Annotated in this window: 25 protein-coding genes and 1 pseudogene; 25 read left to right on the top strand and 1 reads right to left on the bottom strand. The window is 36.5% G+C overall.

Annotated features, from left to right (window positions below; genetic code table 11):
- Window positions 1–2: 2 nt before the first annotated feature.
- Both acpP and rnc read left to right on the top strand, forming a co-directional pair.
- Complete coding sequence (gene acpP, locus BN990_RS11755) at window positions 3–239, top strand: acyl carrier protein (protein WP_021291610.1); 237 nt, start codon at window positions 3–5, stop codon at window positions 237–239.
- A gap of 65 nt (window positions 240–304) precedes the next feature.
- Window positions 305–988 carry a ribonuclease III gene (gene rnc / locus BN990_RS11750; protein WP_038244409.1) on the top strand — a complete coding sequence of 228 codons (684 nt, stop codon included), beginning with the start codon at window positions 305–307 and terminating at the stop codon, window positions 986–988.
- Window positions 989–1,025: 37 nt separating this feature from the next.
- On the opposite strand, the gene BN990_RS11745 is transcribed toward rnc, so the two are convergent.
- Window positions 1,026–1,256, bottom strand: coding sequence for a DUF1128 domain-containing protein (locus BN990_RS11745; protein ID WP_021291608.1), 231 nt, complete (start codon window positions 1,254–1,256; stop codon window positions 1,026–1,028).
- A gap of 197 nt (window positions 1,257–1,453) precedes the next feature.
- Between BN990_RS11745 and smc the strand changes: the two genes are divergently transcribed.
- From smc to hslU, 23 genes and pseudogenes are all read left to right on the top strand, one after another.
- Window positions 1,454–5,020: a chromosome segregation protein SMC gene (gene smc / locus BN990_RS11740; protein WP_038244407.1), complete on the top strand. Its 3,567-nt coding sequence runs from the start codon at window positions 1,454–1,456 to the stop codon at window positions 5,018–5,020.
- Window positions 5,021–5,032: 12 nt separating this feature from the next.
- Window positions 5,033–6,031, top strand: coding sequence for a signal recognition particle-docking protein FtsY (gene ftsY / locus BN990_RS11735; RefSeq protein ID WP_021291606.1), 999 nt, complete (start codon window positions 5,033–5,035; stop codon window positions 6,029–6,031).
- Window positions 6,032–6,107: 76 nt separating this feature from the next.
- The gene (locus BN990_RS11730; RefSeq protein WP_038244397.1) at window positions 6,108–6,431 is read left to right on the top strand and encodes a putative DNA-binding protein; all 324 of its coding nucleotides are present in this window, start codon (window positions 6,108–6,110) and stop codon (window positions 6,429–6,431) included.
- A gap of 13 nt (window positions 6,432–6,444) precedes the next feature.
- A pseudogene (ffh, locus tag BN990_RS11725) lies at window positions 6,445–7,787 on the top strand (signal recognition particle protein).
- 140 nt (window positions 7,788–7,927) lie between these two features.
- Complete coding sequence (gene rpsP / locus BN990_RS11720; RefSeq protein ID WP_021291603.1) at window positions 7,928–8,206, top strand: 30S ribosomal protein S16; 279 nt, start codon at window positions 7,928–7,930, stop codon at window positions 8,204–8,206.
- Between the two features lie 9 nt (window positions 8,207–8,215).
- Window positions 8,216–8,443, top strand: coding sequence for a KH domain-containing protein (locus tag BN990_RS11715; RefSeq protein WP_021291602.1), 228 nt, complete (start codon window positions 8,216–8,218; stop codon window positions 8,441–8,443).
- A gap of 78 nt (window positions 8,444–8,521) precedes the next feature.
- The gene (locus tag BN990_RS11710; protein ID WP_021291601.1) at window positions 8,522–8,911 is read left to right on the top strand and encodes a YlqD family protein; all 390 of its coding nucleotides are present in this window, start codon (window positions 8,522–8,524) and stop codon (window positions 8,909–8,911) included.
- A 12-nt stretch (window positions 8,912–8,923) separates the two neighbouring features.
- Window positions 8,924–9,439, top strand: coding sequence for a ribosome maturation factor RimM (gene rimM, locus BN990_RS11705; protein WP_021291600.1), 516 nt, complete (start codon window positions 8,924–8,926; stop codon window positions 9,437–9,439).
- Window positions 9,439–10,173, top strand: a complete 735-nt coding sequence (gene trmD / locus BN990_RS11700) for a tRNA (guanosine(37)-N1)-methyltransferase TrmD (RefSeq protein ID WP_031335596.1) — start codon at window positions 9,439–9,441, stop codon at window positions 10,171–10,173. The genes rimM and trmD overlap by 1 nt, the downstream gene beginning before the upstream one ends.
- Before the next feature lie 125 nt (window positions 10,174–10,298).
- On the top strand, window positions 10,299–10,643 hold the full coding sequence (gene rplS, locus BN990_RS11695) for a 50S ribosomal protein L19 (RefSeq protein WP_021291598.1): 345 nt from the start codon (window positions 10,299–10,301) through the stop codon (window positions 10,641–10,643).
- A gap of 160 nt (window positions 10,644–10,803) precedes the next feature.
- Window positions 10,804–11,376 carry a signal peptidase I gene (gene lepB / locus BN990_RS11690; RefSeq protein ID WP_021291597.1) on the top strand — a complete coding sequence of 191 codons (573 nt, stop codon included), beginning with the start codon at window positions 10,804–10,806 and terminating at the stop codon, window positions 11,374–11,376.
- A gap of 8 nt (window positions 11,377–11,384) precedes the next feature.
- Complete coding sequence (gene ylqF / locus BN990_RS11685; RefSeq protein ID WP_038244388.1) at window positions 11,385–12,236, top strand: ribosome biogenesis GTPase YlqF; 852 nt, start codon at window positions 11,385–11,387, stop codon at window positions 12,234–12,236.
- Between the two features lie 132 nt (window positions 12,237–12,368).
- Window positions 12,369–13,139, top strand: a complete 771-nt coding sequence (locus BN990_RS11680; protein WP_031335595.1) for a ribonuclease HII — start codon at window positions 12,369–12,371, stop codon at window positions 13,137–13,139.
- A 21-nt stretch (window positions 13,140–13,160) separates the two neighbouring features.
- A complete protein-coding gene (locus BN990_RS11675) occupies window positions 13,161–14,828 on the top strand; it encodes a hypothetical protein (protein ID WP_038244386.1) in 1,668 nt (555 codons plus the stop codon).
- Window positions 14,825–15,094 carry an EscU/YscU/HrcU family type III secretion system export apparatus switch protein gene (locus BN990_RS11670; protein ID WP_021291593.1) on the top strand — a complete coding sequence of 90 codons (270 nt, stop codon included), beginning with the start codon at window positions 14,825–14,827 and terminating at the stop codon, window positions 15,092–15,094. The genes BN990_RS11675 and BN990_RS11670 overlap by 4 nt, the downstream gene beginning before the upstream one ends.
- Window positions 15,095–15,213: 119 nt before the next feature.
- On the top strand, window positions 15,214–16,374 hold the full coding sequence (gene sucC, locus BN990_RS11665) for an ADP-forming succinate--CoA ligase subunit beta (protein WP_038244383.1): 1,161 nt from the start codon (window positions 15,214–15,216) through the stop codon (window positions 16,372–16,374).
- Window positions 16,375–16,428: 54 nt separating this feature from the next.
- On the top strand, window positions 16,429–17,331 hold the full coding sequence (gene sucD, locus BN990_RS11660; protein ID WP_021291591.1) for a succinate--CoA ligase subunit alpha: 903 nt from the start codon (window positions 16,429–16,431) through the stop codon (window positions 17,329–17,331).
- A 65-nt stretch (window positions 17,332–17,396) separates the two neighbouring features.
- Window positions 17,397–18,284, top strand: a complete 888-nt coding sequence (gene dprA / locus BN990_RS11655; protein WP_038244334.1) for a DNA-processing protein DprA — start codon at window positions 17,397–17,399, stop codon at window positions 18,282–18,284.
- Window positions 18,285–18,602: 318 nt separating this feature from the next.
- Window positions 18,603–20,681 (top strand): type I DNA topoisomerase, encoded by a 2,079-nt coding sequence (gene topA / locus BN990_RS11650; protein ID WP_021291589.1) that lies wholly within the window; start codon window positions 18,603–18,605, stop codon window positions 20,679–20,681.
- Between the two features lie 109 nt (window positions 20,682–20,790).
- Window positions 20,791–21,105, top strand: coding sequence for a hypothetical protein (locus BN990_RS11645; RefSeq protein ID WP_021291588.1), 315 nt, complete (start codon window positions 20,791–20,793; stop codon window positions 21,103–21,105).
- Between the two features lie 297 nt (window positions 21,106–21,402).
- A complete protein-coding gene (gene xerC / locus BN990_RS11640) occupies window positions 21,403–22,299 on the top strand; it encodes a tyrosine recombinase XerC (RefSeq protein WP_031335593.1) in 897 nt (298 codons plus the stop codon).
- A gap of 26 nt (window positions 22,300–22,325) precedes the next feature.
- Window positions 22,326–22,871, top strand: a complete 546-nt coding sequence (hslV, locus tag BN990_RS11635) for an ATP-dependent protease subunit HslV (protein ID WP_021291586.1) — start codon at window positions 22,326–22,328, stop codon at window positions 22,869–22,871.
- An 18-nt stretch (window positions 22,872–22,889) separates the two neighbouring features.
- Window positions 22,890–24,284: an HslU--HslV peptidase ATPase subunit gene (gene hslU, locus BN990_RS11630; protein ID WP_021291585.1), complete on the top strand. Its 1,395-nt coding sequence runs from the start codon at window positions 22,890–22,892 to the stop codon at window positions 24,282–24,284.
- Window positions 24,285–24,288 lie beyond the last annotated feature (4 nt).

Raw genomic sequence — 24,288 nt, 5'->3', positions numbered from 1 at the left:
CCGTGGCAGATGTATTTGATCGTGTAAAAGATATGATTGTTGATCGTCTTGATGTGGAAGAGTCAAAAGTAACTATGGAGGCATCTTTTAAAGATGATTTAGAGGCAGATTCATTAGACGTTGTTGAACTAGTAATGGAACTGGAAGACGAATTTGATATGGAAATTGCTGATGAAGAAGCTGAAAAAATAAATACAGTAGGAGATGCTGTTAACTACATAAATAACATTAAGGGTTAACAGTTGAAGAAAGTCTCGCATGAAGCGAGACTTTCCGTATATTTTTAACAAATTGAGGTGCCGACATGAATATTGCTCAGTTAGAACAACAATTGGATATTCAGTTTCGAGATCATAATTTAATAACGCAGGCATTTACGCATTCATCCTATGTGAATGAGCATCGTGATGAAGGATATGCTGATAATGAGCGTCTGGAATTCTTAGGAGATGCTGTATTGGAACTAGGCGTTTCCCAATACTTATTCCGGGAGCATCCGCATATGCCAGAAGGAGAAATGACTAAATTACGCGCCTCTATTGTTTGTGAACCTTCGTTAGCAAGTTTTGCTAGAGGATTAGAATTGGGGCAGTTTATTCGTTTAGGGAAAGGTGAAGAACAAACAGGCGGCCGTGATCGCTCCGCTTTACTAGCAGATGTTTTTGAAGCTTTTCTAGGCGCCTTATATTTAGATAAAGGATTTAATGCGTCTTTACAATTTCTTGAAACGTTTGTTTTTCCTAAGATAATAAATGGTGCTTTTTCCCATGCGATGGATTACAAAAGTCAATTGCAAGAGTTAATTCAACAGGTGCGAAACCATTCCGTGTCTTATAAGATTGTCGAGGAAAGAGGGCCTTCACACCATAAAGAGTTTGTTGCAAATGTATTTTTGAAGGACGAAGTATATGGTTCAGGTGTAGGCAGAACCAAAAAAGAAGCAGAACAGCGTGCCGCCAAAGCAGCGATAGATAAGTATAATGTTTAGAAAAAGGCTGTACCAAAATACAGCCTTTTTCTATGCATTATGATGATTGTTTCCGTACAGCTCTTAATTCTTCAATGAATGCTTGCGTTTCTTGTGCACTTAAATGGCCTTTTTGGTTAATCATATCATACATGAGCTTTAATTCATTATACTTGTTTAAGTCATAATCCTTTGGATCCATAATCGTGCGATTAACGACATCTAATCGTTCTGCAATCCCATCCAATAGTATTTTCAGATTTTCCTCTGTTGGTTGCTCTAAGTTCAATATTCCCCACTCCTTCCATATAAACTTGAGTATGTATAGCATCATCTCTTCTTTTGTTCCTATGTTTATGATAAAATAAATGCGGTAAAAAGCCAAATTGTATTATTTAATATTAATAAAGTATATTGTAATAGTTTAATGAGAATCTTCGTAAGTAAAATTGAAGATGTTCTTTAAGATAAATAGGAGAATGTAATATGTATTTAAAAAGGCTGGAAAGTGTAGGCTTTAAATCTTTTGCTAAACGGATAAATGTTGATTTTGTACCTGGTGTTACGGCAGTAGTAGGACCAAATGGCAGCGGGAAAAGCAATATAACGGATGCCATTCGGTGGGTGCTTGGAGAACAGTCAGCAAAATCCTTACGAGGATCGAAAATGGAAGACATTATTTTTCAGGGCAGCGATACACGAAAAGCATTGAATGTAGCAGAAGTTACATTGGTACTCGATAATCACGATCAACAACTTCCATTGGATTATGAGGAAGTAAGTGTTACGAGGCGTGTTTTTCGATCTGGTGAAAGTGAATTCTTTATTAATAATCAGGCTTGTCGATTAAAGGATATTGTAGATTTATTTATGGACTCTGGGCTCGGGAGAGAAGCATTCTCGATTATTAGTCAAGGAAAAGTTGAAGAAATATTAAGTTCCAAAGCTGAGGAACGAAGAACGATATTCGAAGAAGCTGCTGGGGTATTAAAATACAAACAAAGAAAAAAGAAATCGGAATATAAATTAGCAGAAACACAAGAAAACCTGAATCGTGTAGAAGATATTATTCATGAAATTGAACAACAAATTGAACCATTAAAAGCGCAGGCAGACACAGCCAGTAAATATTTGCAATTAAAAGATCAGTTAAAAGAAAAAGAGATAGCTTATTTGCTAGCTGAAATAGAAGTACTACATAAACAATGGGAAACCAAACGAAATGAATTAGAACAAGCAAAACAAAAAGAACAACATATAAAAGCATCCATTGAACAAAAAGAAACAGCCCAAGAAGAACGACGACAAATGATCGAGCAAATAGATGAAGCGATTGAAAAATTACAAGCAGATTTGTTAGCAGCTACGCAAACATTAGAAAAATACGAGGGAAAAAAACAGCTTTTTCTTGAAAAGAACAAGCATTTTGAAGAAAATAAAACAAAATTAGAGGCACAGAAAGACGATACTTCAGTTCGAATTGGAAAATTACATGATGAATTAATACAAGAAAAGAAGCATTTGGCTGAACTAGAACAGACGAAACAAGAAACAGCGGGTATAGTAAATCAATTAGATCAGAAACTCCAATTAGGTAAAGAAAACTTAGAAGAGAAAATAGAAGATTTAAAGTCGGAATACATTGAGTATCTAAATAAACAAGCAGTAAAACGGAATGAAAGACAATCGATCGAAGAGAGACTTCAACAACTGAATGGTAAAAAAGAAAAACAGGAAACGAAATTCGCTGATCTCGTTCAGGAAAGAGAAACACTTCAACAGCAATTGCAACAAATAAGCAAAGACTTACAAATACAAGAAGCCACTTCTTATGAAAAAGAAAACAAAGTAAAGGCATTAAAACAAACATTGGAAATGAAACGAAATGAGTTTCAAGATGCACAAACGAAATTATATCAAGGCTATCAATATGTAGAAAAAATAAAATCAAAAAGAGAAATGTTAGAAGAAATGAAAGAAGACTTTCAAGGGTTTTTCCATGGCGTTAAAGCTGTGTTAACGGCTCGAGAGAATGGTAAATTATCGGATATCTACGGAGCTGTCATTGAACTCATAGAGGTCCCCAAACCTTATATTACTGCAATTGAAACCGTGTTAGGCGGGCAAGCACAACATATCATCGTAAAAGATGATAAAGCTGCAAGAAAGTCAATCGGCTGGTTGAAACAAACCAATAGTGGTCGAGCAACGTTTCTTCCATTAAGTACGATTCAAGAACGATCTATACCAGAGAATACGGTCCGTAACATAGAGGAACATGCGGGTTATATTGGTATCGCTGCGCAATTAATCGATACGACTAACCACTATCAAAAAGCAATTAATCATTTAATGGGGCATGTGATTATTGCTCAATCATTAAAGGATGCAAATGAAATTGCCAACATGGTGATGAGACGTTTCCGTATTGTTACATTGGAAGGAGATGTGGTTAATCCTGGAGGTTCAATGTCTGGTGGGGCACAAAAAAAGACCAACCAGTCATTGTTTACTCGAGAGAAAGATTTACAGGAAATGACCGAGAAGCTAACAGAATTCCAAGAAAAAATCTTGCGTTTTGAACAAAATCTTCGTGAGCAAAAACAAGCTGTTCAAGAGGTAGAACGTCAATTAACACTTGCTGAGTCGTCACAACAATCGGAGCAGCAGCATTTACAGGAATTGCAATCCCAACATCGTGAATTGGAAATGAAAATACAGACGATGAATGAAAACTTACAATTGTATGATCAAGATAAGCAGCAATTTGATGAAGACACTGTACAAATGAACAAAAGGCAAACAGCTATCGATCAAGAACTACAACAACTAACTGTCAATGCAAAAAATCTAGAGCAGGAGATCGAAACCTTAACGAAGCAGCAAACAGAGGTTAAAGAAAATAAAGAAAAACTTCAGGAAGAGATGCATCGTAATCAAATTCTCCTTGCAGAGCAAGATGAGCGAGTGAAGAGCCAACGAAATAAAACAAGTACGGTTCAAAAACAACTGACAGAATTACAGAATCAATACGATGCTTTCCAAGAAGAAATACAGCAGTTACTCGGTTTCCAAGAATCAAATGAAACCGAAGAAGAAATTGATGAAACGATTACAGTGCAAATGGATAACAAAGCGCAAATCACCAATGAAATCCAGGAGCAAAAAACAAAACGAGCAGAGCAATCGCAACAATTACAAGATAAAGACCATGATTTAAAGCAAGACACAAAGCAGTACGAAATAATCAGGCAAGATATTCAACAGAAAGAAGTCCAGTCAAATCGAATGGATGTCGAACTAGAGAATCTTCTATCGCATTTGCAAAATGAATATACGATCAGCTATGATAAAGCGAAGCAATCCTATGAAAAAGCTAAAAATAAAGAGGAAGCTCAAGCTATAGTAAATCAACTAAAACAACAAATTGAAGGTTTAGGTACTGTTAATTTAGGTGCAATTGATGAATATGAGCGAATTGCTGAACGTTACAACTTTTTAACGGAACAGCAAACAGATCTAGTAGAGGCAAAGCAAACATTATATACCGTAATTGCAGAAATGGATGAAGAGATGATCAAACGATTTGGGGAGACGTTTACCAAGATAAAAGACGAGTTTGCAATTGTATTTCAGCAGCTTTTTGGTGGTGGACATGCGGAATTAAAATTAACCGATCCTCAAAACTTATTAGACACAGGAGTCGACATCGTTGCACAGCCACCAGGAAAGAAACTACAGCATTTAGGATTATTGTCTGGTGGAGAAAGGGCACTAACTGCAATAGCACTACTTTTCGCGATTTTACGCGTTCGTCCAGTTCCATTTTGTGTCTTAGATGAAGTAGAAGCTGCTTTGGACGAAGCTAATGTAGTTCGATTCGCTAAGTATATTAAGTTATTTAGTCAAAATACCCAGTTTATCGTAATAACTCATCGTAAAGGAACAATGGAAGAAGCGGATGTACTATATGGTGTAACGATGCAAGAATCCGGTGTATCAAGGCTTGTGTCTGTGCGCTTAGAAGATACCGAAGAATTAGTAAATGCTTAAGGAGGCGGTTTTATGGGATTCATGGACAAATTAAAGAATAAATTCCAAAAAAGTGAAGAAGAAGTAGAAGAAGTATCAGCCAAATATAAAGATGGAATGAAAAAGTCACGCCAAACGTTTTCTGGGAAGATTAATGATTTAATCGCCCGTTATCGTAAAGTGGATGAGGAGTTTTTCGAGGAATTAGAAGAAGTTTTGATCTCTGCTGATACGGGTGTTGCCACTGTAATGGATTTAATTGACGAACTAAAAATGGAAGTAAAGCGCCAAAATATAAAGGATTCTGAACAAATGAAGGAAGTAATTTCAGAGAAGTTGGTTGAGATTTACTATGGAGATGAAGATCCTAAAACGGAAAAGCTTCAATTACAAACAGGTCAATTATCCATTATTTTAGTTGTTGGTGTGAACGGTGCTGGAAAAACTACATCAATCGGAAAGCTAGCTCATCAATTAAAAAGCGAAGGGAAACAAGTTATACTTGCAGCTGGTGATACGTTTAGAGCAGGTGCGATAGAACAACTGGATATTTGGGGAGAACGAGCAGGCGTCGATGTCATTAAGCAAACTGCGGGGAGCGATCCTGCTGCGGTGATCTATGACGGAATTAAAGCTGCTAAGTCTCGGAAGGCAGATGTATTAATTTGTGATACAGCAGGTAGGTTACAGAACAAAGTAAATTTAATGAATGAATTAGCGAAAGTAAAACGAGTTATTGAACGTGAGGTTCCCCAGGCACCTCACGAAGTATTATTGGTTTTAGATGCAACCACTGGTCAGAATGCACTAAATCAAGCAAAAACTTTTGCTGAAGCTACAGATGTTTCTGGTATTGTATTAACGAAATTAGACGGCACAGCAAAAGGTGGCATTGTCTTAGCCATTCGCAATGAATTACAAATACCGGTTAAGTTTGTAGGACTTGGAGAAGGTATGGAAGATTTACAGGAATTTGATGCACATGCATTTGTGTATGGATTATTTGCGGACATGTTAGAAGAGGATGAATGAGTCATTGCTTGACACGTAAACGTATCGTTCGTTATTATAATTGTAAAGGTAAATCACTTAACAAGGGGTGTGGATTATGCTAGAAAAAACAACACGTATGAATTATCTTTTTGATTTTTACCAGGCATTACTAACACCCAAACAGCGCAATTACATGGAAATGTATTACTTGGAAGATTATTCTCTAGGTGAAATATCAGAAGTGTTTCATGTATCCAGACAAGCTGTCTATGATAATATAAGACGAACGGAACATATGTTGGAAACATATGAAGAAAAGCTTTTACTGTACGATAAGTTTCAGCAGCGTCTAAAAGTTATGGAAAGCTTAGAAGAATTAGTAAGGGATAAAGATAATCAGATACAACACCTTATTGATAAATTAAAAGAATTAGATTAGGGGGACACCTTCTATGGCATTTGAAGGCTTGGCCGACCGTTTGCAAAGTACAATCAAAAAAATTACTGGTAAAGGAAAAGTTTCTGAGCAAGATGTTAAAGAAATGACAAGGGAAGTACGTCTTGCCTTACTTGAAGCCGACGTAAACTATAAAGTAGTAAAAGATTTAATTAAAAGAATTAAAGAAAGAGCTGTTGGTCAGGAAGTAATGGATAGCCTGACACCAGGTCAGCAAGTAATTAAGGTAGTAAAAGATGAATTAACCATATTAATGGGTGGAGAACAAAGTAAAATTGCCGTCGCTGATCGAGGTCCAACGGTTATAATGATGACTGGTCTGCAAGGTGCTGGTAAAACGACAACTTCAGGTAAATTAGCTAATCTACTTCGTAAAAAGCATAATCGTTCGCCATTACTTGTTGCTTGTGATGTGTACCGGCCGGCAGCGATTAAACAATTAGAGACACTTGGTCAACAGCTTGATATGCCCGTATTTTCTATGGGAACCGAAGCTGATCCGGTGGATATTGCGACAAAAGCGATTGAAAAAGCAAAGGAAGAACATCATGATTATGTCATCATTGATACAGCAGGACGTTTGCATGTTGACAATGAATTAATGGAAGAATTACAAGATATTAAAGCAAAGGTCAACCCTGAAGAGATTTATCTAGTTGTTGATTCTATGACAGGACAAGATGCAGTGAATGTTGCTGAAAGCTTTAATGAGCAGCTGGATATTACTGGAGTTGTCTTAACCAAATTAGATGGTGATACACGTGGTGGTGCTGCTCTTTCAATTAAAGCTGTTACCGACAAGCCAATCAAATTTGCTGGTATGGGAGAGAAGTTGGATGAATTAGAAGCATTCCATCCGGACCGCATGGCCTCGCGTATCCTAGGTATGGGAGACGTACTTTCGTTAATAGAAAAAGCACAGACCAATGTAGATGAAAAGCAGGCGAAAGAATTAGAAGAAAAAATGCGTACGATGTCATTTACTTTTGATGACTTTTTAGAACAAATGGGACAAGTAAAAAACATGGGACCTTTAGAGGATCTAATGTCTATGATCCCTGGTGCAAATAAAATGAAGGGTCTAAAAAATGCCCAAATTGATGAAAAGCAAATTACGCATGTAGAAGCTATTATTCAATCAATGACTAAAAAAGAGCGTCAAGATCCAAGCTTAATGAACGCAAGTAGAAAAAAACGAATTGCAAAGGGTTCCGGAACTTCTGTATCACAAGTTAATCGGTTGTTAAAGCAATTTGATGAGATGAAGAAAATGATGAAGCAAATGACAAACATGCAAAAAGGAAAAAAGGAAAGGGAATGAAATTTCCGTTTATGTAAGACTGTATTCGTTTAGATTGATGAAAACTTTTCTTGATAGACGGCGTTATAACATTGTAATGCAAAAACACTTTACAGACTTTTAGTTTTCTGCTAAAATCTAAAAATGTGTTAAATATTTATTTTGGAGGTGCAAGTACATGGCTGTTAAAATTCGTTTGAAACGTATGGGATCTAAAAGAAATCCATTTTATCGTATTGTTGTAGCTGATTCACGTTCTCCTCGTGATGGACGTTCTATTGAACAAATCGGAACTTATAATCCTGTTGTAAATCCAGTTGAAGTTAAAATAGATGAAGATAAAGCACTTGACTGGATGACAAAAGGTGCAAAACCTAGTGACACAGTTCGTAATCTATTCTCTAAAGAAGGCATCATGAAGAAATTCCACGAGCAAAAAAATCAAGTTGCAAAGTAGTGTGATATCATGAGAGCCCTTATTGAATCTATTATTACGTCACTTGTAGATCACCCTGAAGACATTAAAATTACAGAAACGGAAGAAAATGCTAAAATGGTTTATCATCTCTCCGTTCACCCTGATGATGTTGGTAAGGTGATTGGAAAAAATGGACGAATTGCTAAAGCAATCCGTACGGTTGTCTATGCAGCAAAAACAGATAGCAATAAGCGTGTTTATTTAGATATTATGTAAAGGGAAAGGGGGAAATCCTTTCCCTTTTTACACATTACCTGCAAATATATTGATGTTTTGTGAGAGCGAGGAATAATTGTGAAGATAATCAAAAAAGTCCTAATCAAGCAAATAATCACAGAGAAAAGTAAAGAGAAATTAAAAGCTAATTTTCATGATCATAAAATGCGACTTGAACAAGAGTGTCAACAGCTTCTGTTCGAACAAAGAAAATTACAAAATAAAGCAGGAATATCAAAACCAGAGGTTAATGAACGTTTTCAGCAAGAAATTAATAATCGTAAGGAAAAGATTAAGCTTGCTGATTTTAAAATGGAACAGTTGGACATGTTAGAATTGGGAAGCGAAATTACGGAAAAAGAAGTTGAAGCTCTTGTTGAGGTCTCTGAAGGTTCGCATTGGGAAGAAGTAATGGGAGAACGTGCTATCGTTATTAAAGATGGTATTGTCATTCGAATTGATGAATAGCAGGTGAGAATAATGACAGATAAAATGTTTACAGTAGGAAAAATAATTAATACACACGGAATTAAAGGGGAAGTCAAAGTACTGCGTATAACAGATTTCGAGGAACGATTTGAAATTGGAAATACCCTTTATATTATAAGAGCTAATGATGATCCTCTTACAGTGACCATTACTGGTCATCGCATGCATAAAGGATACGATCTTCTTCAATTTAAGGGGTTTACAGATATAAATGATGTTGTTGGATTTAAGGGATTAGAGTTAAAGATTACTGAGAAACAGTTAACCGAGCTAGGTGAGACTGAATTTTATTATCACCAAATAATTGGATGTAAGGTATATACCCAAGAAGATAAAGAAATTGGGACGATTAAAGAAATCCTTTCCCCAGGCGCTAATGATGTATGGGTGGTAGGAAGGCATTCACGTAAAGATGTGTACATTCCATACATTACAGATGTCGTGAAAGAAGTTGATGTTCAATCCCAAAAAGTAATGATTGAACCAATGGAAGGACTGTTGGATTGATGCATATTGACGTATTGACATTATTTCCCGAAATGTTTAATGGTGTGTTACAATCCTCCATTTTAAAAAAAGCACAAGATAAAGGCAGATTCACTTACCAATTAGTTAATTTTCGAGATTATACAGTAAATAAGCATCATAAAGTGGATGATTATCCCTACGGTGGTGGAGCTGGGATGGTTTTAACCCCACAGCCGGTATTTGATGCGGTTGATGCAATTATGAAAGGCAAAGAATCAAAACCAAGGGTTGTACTAATGTGTCCACAAGGTGAAACCTTCAATCAAAAGAAAGCGGAAGAATTGGCCAATGAAGAGCACCTAGTGTTTATTTGTGGTCATTATGAAGGATATGATGAGAGAATTCGAGAATATCTTGTTACAGATGAAATTTCAATTGGAGACTACGTCTTGACCGGCGGAGAATTAGGTGCGATGGTCGTAATGGATAGTGTCGTTCGGTTACTTCCTCAAGTATTAGGAAATGATACCTCAGCTCCTCAGGATTCATATTCAACCGGACTGTTGGAGCATCCCCATTATACAAGACCAGCAGATTTTCGAGGGATGAAAGTTCCGGAAGTTCTGTTATCAGGGAACCATGCTAAAATCGAAGAATGGCGGAAAAACCAGTCATTACAACGGACATATCAACGCCGAAATGATTTATTACATGATTATCCTTTAACAGAAAAAGAAAAACAACTTCTAAACGAATGGAATACAAATAAGTAGTTGAAGTCTATTATTTCATATGGTATATTAAATGTTGTGCTTAAAGTTTCGTCTTTAGGTACTATAAACGATGTTCCGCTGTCCCTTAGGAGATAAGAGCATTGGTTTGGAAGGAGTGAAGCAGAATGCAAAAAATTATTGAAAACATTACGAAGGATCAATTACGTACAGACCACCCTGATTTCCGCCCAGGAGATACAGTAAAAGTACACGTTAAAGTTGTAGAAGGTAGTCGTGAACGTATTCAGGTATTCGAAGGTGTCGTTATTAAACGTCAAAACGGTGGAATTAGTGAAACATTTACTGTAAGAAAGCTTTCTTATGGTGTAGGTGTAGAACGTACATTCCCAATGCATTCACCTCGTATTGATAAGATAGAAGTATCTCGTCGTGGTATTGTTCGTCGTGCGAAACTATACTACCTACGAAATCTTCGTGGTAAAGCAGCTCGTATTAAAGAACGTCGCTAGTCGAAAAACGCATGTATACGAGTAAGGTAAATTCTTTTAGAAAGGAGCTTGGCAAATGTGCACAAGCTCCTTTTTTGCACATGAATTTAATGGCAATAGTCTCATACACTAAATAAGTAGTATAAGTAATTATTTTGCCAACAAAGTTGGAGGGGGAAATATGCCAAAACGGAAAAAAGAAAGTAAGAATGAATGGTTGGACTGGTTAAAGGCTCTATTGATAGCTTTTGGTATAGCGTTTATTGTTCGCATGTTTTTCTTTGCCCCTATTGTCGTTGACGGACCATCCATGTTGCCAACTTTACATAATGGTGATCAATTAATTGTAAATAAATTTACGTATCATTTACATGAACCAGAACGTTTTGATGTGGTTGTTTTTCATGCGTCATCCAAAAAAGATTTTATTAAACGTGTGATCGGTCTGCCTGGAGAACATGTTGAAGTGAAAGATAATGTGTTGTACATTAATGGAGAAGAGGTAAAAGAACCATTCTTAAAGTCCAATGAAGGCAAGTCTCAGCCTTTTCAAATTCATACCGAAGATTTTACATTGGAAAATCTTCCAGGTGGATATCAAGAAATTCCAGCAGACCATGTTTTGGTATTAGGTGATAATCGTGGGAATTCAACAGATAGTCGAGTGATTGGCGTAATTCCAATGGATCAAATTGTTGGTAAGACTAGCTTACTGTACTGGCCGTTAGATAGAATGCAAATGATGGGAAAGTAGGTTAAATAATGACCATACAATGGTTTCCCGGGCATATGGCAAAAGCTCGGAGAGAAGTAGAAGAAAAATTAAAGCTTGTTGATTTTGTGATGGAGTTAGTTGATGCAAGGGTGCCTTTATCATCACAAAATCCAATGTTGCAACAAGTATTACAAAATAAACCAAAAATGATTGTTATGATGAAAAAGGATTTAGCAGATCCAGATATTACAAATCAGTGGATAAATTATTTTTCAGAAAAACAAATTCCTGCTATCGCAATTAATGTTAATGATAAAACCGATATAAAGCAGGTTATCCAGCTAGCAAAGGCACAGGCCCAAGCAAAAATGGATAAATTACGTAATAAAGGAATACAACCACGGGCAGCTCGTGCCATGATTGTTGGTATACCAAATGTCGGTAAATCGACATTGATTAATCGATTAGCAAATAAAAAAATTGCTAAAACGGGGGATAAACCAGGTGTCACGAAGCAACAAATTTGGATTAAAGTAAAAAACGACTTTGAATTACTTGATACGCCTGGAATACTGTGGCCAAAATTCGAAGAGGAAATTGTTGGGTATCGACTTGCGGCGATAGGGACAATTAAAGATCAATTATTATCATTGCAGGATATTGTGGCTTATGTAATTACCTATTTGCAGAAGCATTATCCTGAAAATCTGGAAAACCGCTATGTCATTAATCGAAACATGGAAGATATGTGGGAAATATTTGTCCATATCGGCAAACAAAGAGGCGCTTTAGGGAGTGGTGGTAACGTAGATTTTGCAAAAGTTTCCGATATCGTAATGAGAGACTTACGGACTGGAAAACTAGGTAGAATTTCCTTGGAAACACCTGCAGAAGTATAATACCGTTCATAAACCATAAGGCATGCATCTATTGATGGATGTCTTGTTTCATGTAACGGGTAGTTTTTTGAAATTATAGTCCTTAACATTTATTGCTATATCACCGATACTAAATAGAGAGATGGTGTGATGATGAATAAACATTCAATATCTGTATTAAAACAATTATTTGAAGCTGGAGAATTAAGTGAAGAATTAATTGCTAACTTGCGTTCCGATGAACGAAAAGGTGTTCAACAATTAATAGCGAGTTATGAAAAGAAACAGCAAAAAAACAAGGAATTGCAGGAGAAATTTTTACAAATGTCAAGTTATGAACAAAATTGTTTTGCAAAAGGAATGGAATATATTGCTGGAGTTGATGAAGCTGGCAGAGGTCCTTTAGCAGGGCCAGTAGTTGCTGCTTCAGTGATATTACCTGCGAATTTTGAACTGCTTGGTCTTAATGATTCAAAGCAGTTAACGGAATCCGCTCGAAATCGGTTTTACCAAACAATTAAAGAAAATGCGATAAGTTACGGTATATCTATTGTAAATAGTGAAACAATCGATCAAGTGAATATATATGAAGCTGCAAAGCTAGCAATGAGGGATGCTATTAAGCAACTACGTCCATCCCCAGAGCATGTATTAATTGATGCTGTTGAGTTGGACAAGCTTTCATGCCCATCTGAATCCATCATTAAAGGAGATGCAAAAAGTATTTCCATTGCAGCTGCAAGTATCCTAGCAAAAGTAACCCGAGATCATTATATGAAAGCATTACATAGTGAATACCCCATGTATGATTTTGCTTCTAATATGGGGTATGGTACCAAACAACATATGGAAAATATAAAGAAATACGGGGTTTGTCCTTATCACAGGCGTTCATTTGCACCAGTTAAACATGTTGTCTCTTAATCGTAAAGGAGGAAGGGCTCTGTGCATGTATCTAGCCTTCATCGTCAATTTATATCCAATCCCGCTTTGTTGACGAAGCCTTTAAAACCAGGGCAAATTGTGCAAGGGAAAATTACTACCATATATCCAGATAATCAAGCACAGATTCAACTAGGTAATCAGCGCATCATTGCTCAATTACAAGCCTCCCTAAAGCTTGGCGGCAATTATCATTTTCAAGTCCAAAGCATGGATGAAATTTTGGTGTTAAAGGTTTTAGGAGAACATAATAATTCACAATCAAAACGAAGTTTTCCATTGTTAGATCAAGTAGGATTGAAAGCATCTAAGTATGCTGTATTGCTGATGGAGCAATTAATACGGGACCATATCCCTTTTGACAAAAACCAATTAAAGCAAGCATTTGAGTTATTGTCAAAACGCAAAGATAAAGGACAGGCAATCCTAACACTCAAAGAGATGATACGATTTCAGTTTCCAATTACTTCAGCAGTGTTCGAGGCTTTGCATGCGAAGCGAACGATTTCATTGACGCGACAGATGCAAGGGCTATTGGACTTTATCCAAAAACAAGAAGAACAGCACGCTCCGTTGCTAGAAAAACAATTGATGCAATTGCTCCGACCTTCTGCTAATACAAATCTTGTTGTACAACAGTTTTTAAGTCGAGCTTTAGCAAAGCAACCAAACGTACATGTATTGTTACAGCATATAGGATTCACAAACAATGAGCGTTTGAATAGGAGTAATTTAATTTCTAACTTATATGGATTAATTATAGATAAAGGTTTAAACATAGATAAAGCAGCATCCATTCTAAATAACTGGGAAAAGCAACTTATACTTTCTAAGAATAATCCATCTGTTTTCACCAAAGGAGAATGGCAACAATTCAAGCAACAAGTTATGGAGTCATTTCCACAACTGCAAAACATCAACTCTATGCAAAACATCAACTCTACAGGTGATATTGCTGAAGGGCGGCTTTTAGATACTTTAAAGTTGTTGCAAAAGCAAGATGTATATTCAGAATTAAAAGATGTCTTGCTACTGATTCAAAGACCAAATCATTTGCCATTTCCAAAGGAACAATTCTTATCTTTATTAAACCAGTACTTACATGTATCTGGGATGGATTATGAACATGGCTTAGTTAATAATAAGCTGCAAGAAGCAAGCATCAAAGGAAACTTGCTATCCCTGTTGCGTAACAGCGAAGGTATATTTCATGAGCGTATACAGCAAATACTCCATGGAATAAATGGCATACAAGTACAATCCGTAATGGAGTTAGAAAGTAGTTTCTTGCAATCCCATTTAATCGTTCCCGGAAGTAAATTAGGGTTCAAAAATGATATAGAACTAAACATAGAGGGGAGAAAAACGAAACAGGGTAAGATTGACCCTGATCATTGTCGAATACTATTTGTTCTCGATCTCATGCAGATGAAGGAAACGATGATTGAAATGCATATTCAAAATCGACATATTGCAATCACGGTATTTAATAATCATAAAAAACTGCATGAACTTTCAAAATCTCTCCAACCGTTATTAAAAACCGGATTACAACAGATGAAGTATACGCTAACTTCTATTTCATTTAAACCTATTGAAAATGCCGAAGACAACAAGCAATCATTAGATAGGCAGGTTTACCATACTCAAGGAGTGGATTACAAAGTATGACTGGCAAATATAGCAAGGCAGCAGCTCTTCGATACGATGAAACGAAACAAGCAGCTCCAGTTGTTTCAGCAGTAGGTAAAGGGTGGGTAGCAGACGACATCATAGAAAAGGCAAAAGAATATAATGTCCCTGTATTAGAAGATGCTACGTTAGTAGAATTAGTAGCACAGCTGAATATTAATGAATCAATTCCTGAGGAATTATACGAGGCCGTAGCAGAAGTATTTGCCTTTATTTATCGAATGGATCAACAGCTAGAGCAGTAAATACTAATAGGAGGTACAATATTCGACATAACATTGACAATAAATTTCGGTAATTCTTGTGAAATTTATTGTTTTTTTATACAATGGAAATGCAGTGAAATTTGATGGGAGGATTAAGGATGAACATTCATGAGTATCAAGGCAAAGATATTTTGCGAAAATATGGTGTTAATGTTCCTAATGGATATGTTGCATATACGGTTGACGAAGCTGTAGAAGCTGCAAAAAAATTAGGAAGTGACGTCACAGTAGTAAAAGCACAAATTCATGCTGGTGGACGTGGTAAAGCCGGTGGGGTAAAAATCGCAAAAAATTTAGATGATGTGCGTACATATGCAAATGAAATACTAGGTAAAACATTGGTAACACATCAAACTGGACCAGAAGGAAAAGAAGTGAAACGCCTTTTAATTGAAGAAGGCTGCGATATTAAAAAGGAATACTATGTTGGTGTTGTACTTGATCGCGCAACTTCTCGTGTTGTTATGATGGCATCAGAAGAAGGCGGAACAGAAATTGAAGAAGTTGCAGCAGCAACTCCAGAGAAAATATTCAAAGAAGTAATTGACCCAGTTGTTGGATTATCAGGCTATCAAGCTCGTAGACTTGCATTCAATATTAATATTCCAGATGAATTAATTGGTAAAGCTGTCAAGTTTATGACAAGCTTATACAATGCTTTTGTTGATAAAGATTGTTCAATTGCAGAGATCAATCCATTAGTGACAACAGGAGATGGAGAAGTACTAGCTCTAGACTCGAAATTAAATTTTGATGATAACGCTTTATTCCGTCAAAAGGATGTGGTTGATTTACGTGATCTAGACGAAGAAGATGAAAAAGAAATCGAAGCTTCCAAATATGATTTAAGTTATATTCCGCTAGATGGAAACATCGGCTGCATGGTAAATGGAGCTGGTTTAGCTATGTCTACCATGGATATTATTAAACATTATGGTGGCGATCCAGCAAACTTCCTAGATGTTGGTGGCGGTGCAACAGCAGAAAAAGTAACGGCAGCATTTAAAATCATTCTTTCAGATGCCCATGTCAAAGGAATTTTTGTGAATATTTTTGGTGGTATTATGAAATGTGATGTTATTGCTGAAGGTGTCGTAGAAGCTACGAAACAAGTTGGACTTGAAATTCCATTAGTCGTACGTCTTGAAGGTACGAATGTTTCAAAAGGGAAGCAAATTCTTGAGGAGTCTGGATTAAATATTACATCAGCGAATTCAATGGCTGATGGAGCAGAAAAAATTGTCTCCATGGTGAAGTAATAAATAGAATACGATTGACGTTATTATCAGATCTTGCGGAAAGGACGGACGAAGATGAGTGTATATATTAATAAAGATACAAAAGTAATTGTCCAAGGGATTACTGGTGGTACTGCAAAATTTCACACCAAACAAATGCTTGATTATGGCACGAAAATTGTTGGTGGTGTTACTCCAAAAAAAGGTGGTACTGAGGTAGAAGGTGTCCCTGTATTTAATACTGTACAGGATGCAATTGACGAAACTGGTGCTACAGCTTCGGTTATATATGTACCAGCCCCATTTGCTGCGGATGCTATCTTAGAAGCTGTGGATGCAGAACTTGATTTAGTAATTTGTATTACTGAGCATATTCCCGTAATGGACATGGTAAAAGTGAAACGTTATATGGAAGGGAAAAAGACACGTTTAGTTGGACCGAATTGCCCAGGAGTAATTACTGCTGATGAAAGTAAAATTGGTATCATGCCAGGCTATATTCATAAAAAAGGTCATATAGGTGTTGTTTCTCGTTCAGGAACATTAACTTATGAAGCTGTTCATCAGCTATCTGAGGAAGGATACGGACAGTCTACTGCCGTTGGTATTGGTGGGGACCCAGTAAATGGTACGAACTTTATTGATGTACTAGATGCGTTCAACCAAGACCCAGAAACATATGCTGTAATTATGATCGGTGAAATTGGTGGAACAGCGGAAGAAGAAGCTGCTGAATGGGTAAAAGCAAATATGAAAAAACCAGTTGTCGGATTTATCGGTGGTGCTACTGCTCCTCCAGGAAAACGTATGGGTCATGCTGGTGCCATTATTTCAGGTGGAAAAGGTACTGCTGACGAAAAGATTCGTATCATGACAGAATGTGGCATTAAAGTAGCAGAAACGCCTTCTGTAATGGGCGAAACGATGATTAAAGCTCTTGAAGAAAATGGCATTAAAGAAAAGTGTAAAACACATTAAGAAAACATTAGGGAACTCAATCAAGGTTGGGTTCCCTCTATACTATTGGAAAAGGAAGTGTCAAATTGAATGATCAACAAATTCGACTTCTTCATCTGAGCAGATGTCGAGGTGTCTCGCGAGCGTGGTTACGCAAATGGTGGGATGATCTCTGTTTAACAGAGTTATATCACCTAACACCTCAACAAATTTGCCATGATTTTCAAATGCCTTTAAAGAACGCTATTGTGCTTCAAAATGATCTACATCACTATCCCCTCTTACGTCAAATTGAAAAAGATATAGCCAATTATCAGGTAATTACAATACTTGACGATAATTATCCCCCTATGTTAAAAGCTATTAAAGATGCACCACTTGTGTTATACGCATCCGGAAATCTCTCATTAATAAATCAGCTTCCATTATTAAGTGTAATCGGTACGAGACTGCCATCAGGTGAAGCAATGAAGAAGGTAATTAAAATATTACATCCCTTACTGCTACAAGAATGGGTGATTGTCAGTGGAATGGCCAAAGGAATAGACAGTTATGCACATGAGGTTACTTTGAATAAAAATGGGTATACAATAGCTGTATTAGGTGGTGGATTTCATCATATTTACCCAAAGGAGAACACAAGTTTATTTCAACAAATTAGTAATCGTGGATTAGTTCTTTCTGAATACGCCCCTGAATCCCCTCCTGCAAAATACCATTTTCCTGAAAGAAATCGAATCATAAGTGGCTTGAGTTTTGGCACATTAGTGATTGAAGCTAAAGAAAAGAGTGGGACATTGATTACGGTTGAGCAGGCATTAGATCAAGGAAGAGAAGTTTTTGCCGTCCCAGGTTCTCCATTAAGCTTACAATCCACAGGCTGTCACAAAATGATTCAAGATGGTGCGAAACTAGTAACGAAAGCACAAGATATTTATGAAGAATGGGAAACGATGAAACATGCATACGTATAACCGTAATGATGATGAAAGGATAAAAAATAAAATATATTCTAATGAACCCTTAAAATCCTTTGACAACAATGGATTTATAAAAGGAAAATCTTTACAAATTTGCGTTACTTTTATATGTGTATGTTTGACAAATGTACTGTATATATTTAATATTAGTGAAGATTTCTAAATTTTTTCGATTGAATGGGTTTGCATATAAAATAGTTATATTGTAGAAACAATCCAGTAATAAATGAAATAAGATTATACTATCACCTTATAGTTCTATGTGATAGTTCATGGTTTTCTATTGATAACCTCATTTTGGGAGGAAATGTTATGTCAGATTATCTAGTAATCGTCGAATCACCTGCAAAAGCAAAGACGATTGAACGTTATTTAGGAAAAAAATATAAAGTGAAAGCTTCAATGGGACATGTCCGTGACTTACCAAAAAGTCAAACGGGCATTGATACAGAAAATGGTTATGCTCCTAAGTATATTACGATACGTGGTAAAGGCGATGTTGTAAAAGAATTAAAATCAGCAGCAAAGAAAGCAAAAAAAGTATACCTTGCAGCCGACCCTGATAGAGAAGGTGAAGCGATTGCGTGGCATCTTGCTCATATTTTGAATATTGATGGGGAATCTGAATGCCGTGTAGTATTTAATGAGATTACCAAGGATGCTATCAAGAATTCGTTTAAACATCCACGTTCGATTGACATGGACCTTGTCGATGCGCAACAAGCCAGAAGAATCTTGGATCGTTTAGTCGGATATAATATTAGTCCTTTACTATGGAAGAAAATAAAAAAAGGGCTTAGTGCTGGAAGGGTTCAATCTGTAGCAGTAAAACTAATCATTGATAGAGAGAAAGAGATAGAGAACTTTAAACCAGAAGAGTATTGGTCCATTGAAGGACAATTTCAAAAAGACAAAGATGCTTTTGAAGGATCTTTTTACGGCGTAGATGGGAAAAAGAAAGAATTGAAAACAGAAGCGGATGTTCAAGAAATACTTCAATTAATAAAAGGGAAGACATTCTCTGTTAATAAAGTGAACAAGAAGGAACGTCGGCGTAATCCAGCGCAGCCTTTTACTACTTCATCCTTGCAACAAGAAGCAGCTAGAAAGTTAAATTTTAAAGCGAAAAAAACGATGATGGTTGCGCAGCAATTATATGAAGGAATAGATTTGGGCAAAAAAGCAGGAGGAATTAATGGTTTAATTACGTACATGCGTACGGATTCAACACGTGTATCTGATGCAGCAAAAGATGAAGCAAAAACATATATTAATGAACAATATGGAAAGGAATTCCTTGGTGTAAATAAGAAACAGAAAAAATCAGAGGGGGCGCAAGACGCGCATGAAGCAGTTCGTCCCACTTCGGTTGCCAGAGATCCAAAATCGCTAAAAGCTAGTTTATCCAGAGATCAGTTTCGTCTTTATAAGTTAATTTGGGAACGTTTCTTAGCAAGTCAAATGGCACCAGCAATCATGGATACAATGACCGTGCACTTATTAAATAATCATGTTGAATTTAGAGCAACTGGGTCAAAAGTAAAATTCAAAGGGTTTATGAAAGTTTATATAGAAGGTACGGATGATAAGAAAAAAGAAGAGAATAAATTTCTCCCTGCTTTATCTGAAGGGATGGAAGTGGAAGCGAAGGAAATTAAGCCGAATCAACACTTCACACAGCCTCCTCCAAGATATACCGAAGCTAGACTTGTACGAACAATGGAAGAATTAAGCATTGGTAGACCGTCTACGTATGCACCTACTTTAGATACAATACAACGACGAGGTTATGTAAGTATTGATAATAAACGGTTTAGCCCAACAGAACTTGGTACCATCGTCACAGAAGTGATGGAAGAATTTTTTCCAAAGATCATCGATGTCGATTTCACTGCAAAAATGGAAGGTGATTTAGATGCTGTTGAAGAAGGGAAAACCGAATGGTTCATCATTATTGATCAATTTTATAAAGAATTTGAGAAACGATTAAAAAAAGCAGAAGAGGAAATGGAAAAAATAGAGATAAAAGATGAACCGGCAGGAATTGAATGTGAAAATTGCGGCCATGAAATGGTATATAAGATGGGACGATACGGGAAATTCCTTGCCTGTTCTAATTTTCCTGAATGCAGAAACACCAAGCCGATTCTCAAAGAAATTGGTGTAAAATGTCCGAAGTGTAAAGAAGGAAATGTAGTAGAAAGGAAATCAAAGAAACGCCGCGTATTCTACGGTTGCGATCGATTTCCAGAATGTGATTTTATATCATGGGATAAACCAATAGCTCGTCCTTGTCCAAAATGTGACTCCATGCTTGTAGAGAAAAAAGCTAAAAAAGGTACACAGATTCAATGCACAAATTGTGAGTATAAAGAAGAAGCTCAAACTTAACTGCTCGTACTACACGAGCAGTTTTCTTTTTGCAAAAATATACACATTCATTTCAAAAGTTTGAGTTTAATTAAAAAAGGATACATAGCTAATAAGGGAGGCGCTAAACATGGCGGATAAAAAACATTATTTTATAACTGTAGATACCCAAGATATTCGAGAGTTCTCCGTGCCTGGAAGTGGTGTAGAATATGAAATCATTGCAGATACAAGTGATATTGAAGAAATGAAAAAGTTATTTATGAATAAGGATAAATACGCTGTTAATGCTGTTGAGTATTTAGCGAAGCCTTTTGATGAATGGGGAGCAGATGACGAACGTGATGGGTATAGTGAATATTTAGTGAAAATTTATCAAGAATTATACCGTTTAGGGACAATTGAAACGAAAGCAAAAATAGATGAGTTAGGCATTTTAAAGTAGCAAAATAGAGGGAGTAGACGGATTCGGTAAGGTGTAGAAAATTTCTTTTTTTCATTATAGATGTAAATTGTTGACTTACTATCTCGAAACAGATATAATTACGCATTGGTAAGGATAATTACTTGACAGTAAGAAAATGGAAGTATGTCAAAATAAATTCATCAAGCATGTTAGTAAATAGCTTGGGGTGACATCAATTCAGAATTTTGTTACAATTTAGTTAAGTTTATTGCTTATCACTATTTTCTATGTTATGATTTATTCGCTGCTTAACGGGGTGAAATTTTGAATAATTACATGAATTATTGGCAATCCTTTAAGGAGTATTTGCAAATAGAAAAAAATGCTTCGCCTTATACTGTTAAATATTATCTGAATGATCTGGAAATATTTTTCGATTTCCTGAATTCAGAAGGTATAGCTGATTTAAAAGATGTAGACCAAAGGGTTGTTCGTTTATTCCTTAATCTATTGTATGACAGGAGGTTAAGTAGAAGATCCGTTTCAAGAAAAATATCAACGCTTCGTACTTTCTTTAAATATCTAGAAAGGGAAAACCTAAGCGCAGGTAACCCATTTGTGCATATTCATTTACCGAAGACAGATACGGCAATACCGGGTTTCCTATATAAAGAAGAGTTGAAGAAATTATTTGAAGTCAGTGATCTTACTAAACCACTAGGTCAACGCGACCAAGCAATTTTAGAGCTTCTGTATGCTACAGGAATGCGAGTAAGCGAATGTCAACAGTTAACCATAGACAACATTGATTTTTTTATAGGCACCGTATTTGTTAAAGGTAAAGGCAGAAAGGAACGCTATATTCCTTATGGTAAGTTTGCCGAAATTGCCCTGGAAACATACATACAGGATGGTAGAAAAGCGTTACTGTCGAAATCAAACCAAGCAACGAATGCTGTCTTCCTGAATCATCGTGGTACGCCTATTACTACTAGAGGTATTCGCAATTTGTTGAATAAAATGGTAGAAAAGGCGGCTCTTACTGTGCATGTACATCCGCATAAATTACGCCATACATTTGCTACACATCTCTTGAATGAGGGAGCCGATCTCCGAAGCGTTCAGGAATTACTAGGTCATGAAAATTTGTCTACTACACAAATCTATACCCACGTAACAAAGGATCATTTGCGCAGCGTATATATGAAAAGTCACCCAAGAGCAAATGATTAATTTATGGAGCGAAAGAGGTGAGAGGTGTGACCAATGAAATGCATGCCACCACAATTTTTGCCATAAGGCATAACGATCAATGTGCAATGAGTGGTGACGGTCAAGTAACGTTAGGAAATGCAGTTGTTATGAAACATAAAGCTAAAAAAGTCCGTACTTTATATAAAGGGCAGGTGCTAGCAGGCTTTGCCGGTTCTGTAGCAGATGCATTTACGTTATTTGAAAAATTCGAAGGTAAATTAGAGGCATTTAATGGAAACCTTCCTCGAGCAGCGGTTGAACTTGCAAAGGAATGGCGAAGTGATAAGGTATTAAGAAAACTAGAAGCAATGCTCATTGTAATGAACAAAGACAATATGTTTTTAGTTTCAGGTACAGGAGAAGTAATTGAACCGGATGACGGGATATTAGCGATTGGGTCTGGTGGGAATTATGCACTTAGTGCTGGTAGAGCGCTAGCTAGATATTCTAGTCAAATGACAGCAAAAGAGATAGCTCAATCAGCATTAGAAATTGCGGGAGAAATCTGTGTGTATACGAATGATCATATCACACTTGAGGTGCTTGATTAAAAGGAGGCCTTTTGGCATATGGGTATTGATTACACACCGAAGCAAATTGTTGGACAGTTAGATAAGTATATTATTGGACAGAACAGCGCGAAGCGTTCCGTAGCTGTAGCTTTACGAAATAGATATCGAAGAATGCAGTTAGAAGAGTCTTTAAAAGATGAAATTGTTCCCAAGAATATCTTAATGATTGGTCCGACGGGTGTTGGTAAAACAGAAATAGCAAGAAGGTTGGCGAAACTAGTTGGAGCCCCTTTTGTTAAGGTGGAAGCTACCAAATTTACCGAAGTAGGTTATGTTGGTCGCGATGTTGAATCAATGGTAAGAGATTTAGTAGAAATGGCTTTGCGTATGGTAAAAGAAGAAAAAATGAAAGAAGTTATGGGCAAAGCTGAAAAAGAAGCGAACAAGAAATTAGTTAAACTGTTGGTCCCACAAGCGAAAAAAGACAATAATGCAAGAAATCCTTTTGAAATGTTATTTCCATCACAGTCTAATGATGAAAGTGATGAAGAAAACGAACCTAAAGAAGAAGAAATTCGTAATAAGCGGCAGCGAACCGAACACCAATTAGCATTAGGGGAGCTGGAGGATCATATCGTAACCATTGAAATCGAAGAACAAAGTCCTTCGATGTTCGATATGCTTCAAGGCTCAGGAATGGAACAAATGGGCATGAATATGCAGGATGCATTTAGTCAGTTTATGCCAAAGAAGAAAAAGAAAAGAAAATTACCAGTATCAGAAGCCAGGAAGGTTTTAACACAACAAGAAGCTAGTAAGCTTGTTGATATGGAAGAAGCTGCACAGGAAGCCATTCAGCGTGCAGAGCAGTCAGGTATATTATTTATTGATGAAATAGATAAAGTTGCTGGCAAACAAGAAAACAGTGCAAATGTTTCTCGCGAAGGTGTGCAGCGTGATATCCTTCCTATCATTGAAGGTTCAACAGTTGTAACCAAGCATGGTGCTGTGAAAACAGACCATATGTTATTTATAGCAGCTGGGGCTTTTCACATGTCTAAGCCCTCTGATTTGATTCCTGAGCTTCAAGGAAGATTTCCAATACGGGTAGAACTTGACAAACTTTCAACCGAAGATTTCAAGCGCATTCTGAAGGAACCTTCAAATGCATTAATTAAACAATATAAAGCTTTATTGAAAACGGAAGGTATAAATGTTACGTTTACAGACGATGCTGTAGATAGATTAGCCGAAATTGCTTATGAAGTAAACCAAGAAATGGATAACATTGGTGCAAGAAGGCTTCATACAATTTTAGAAAAACTATTGGAAGATCTATCATTTGAAGCACCTGAAGTAAATATGGATACAATTGACATAACTCCAGCTTATGTTGACGAAAAATTAAGTACTATCGCTAAAAATAAAGATTTAAGCCAATATATATTATAATTAC

Origin of the sequence: Virgibacillus salexigens (assembly GCF_000723585.1) — a bacterium.
GTDB lineage: Bacteria > Bacillota > Bacilli > Bacillales > Amphibacillaceae > Virgibacillus > Virgibacillus salexigens.
This window is presented reverse-complemented; position numbering and strand designations above follow the sequence as displayed.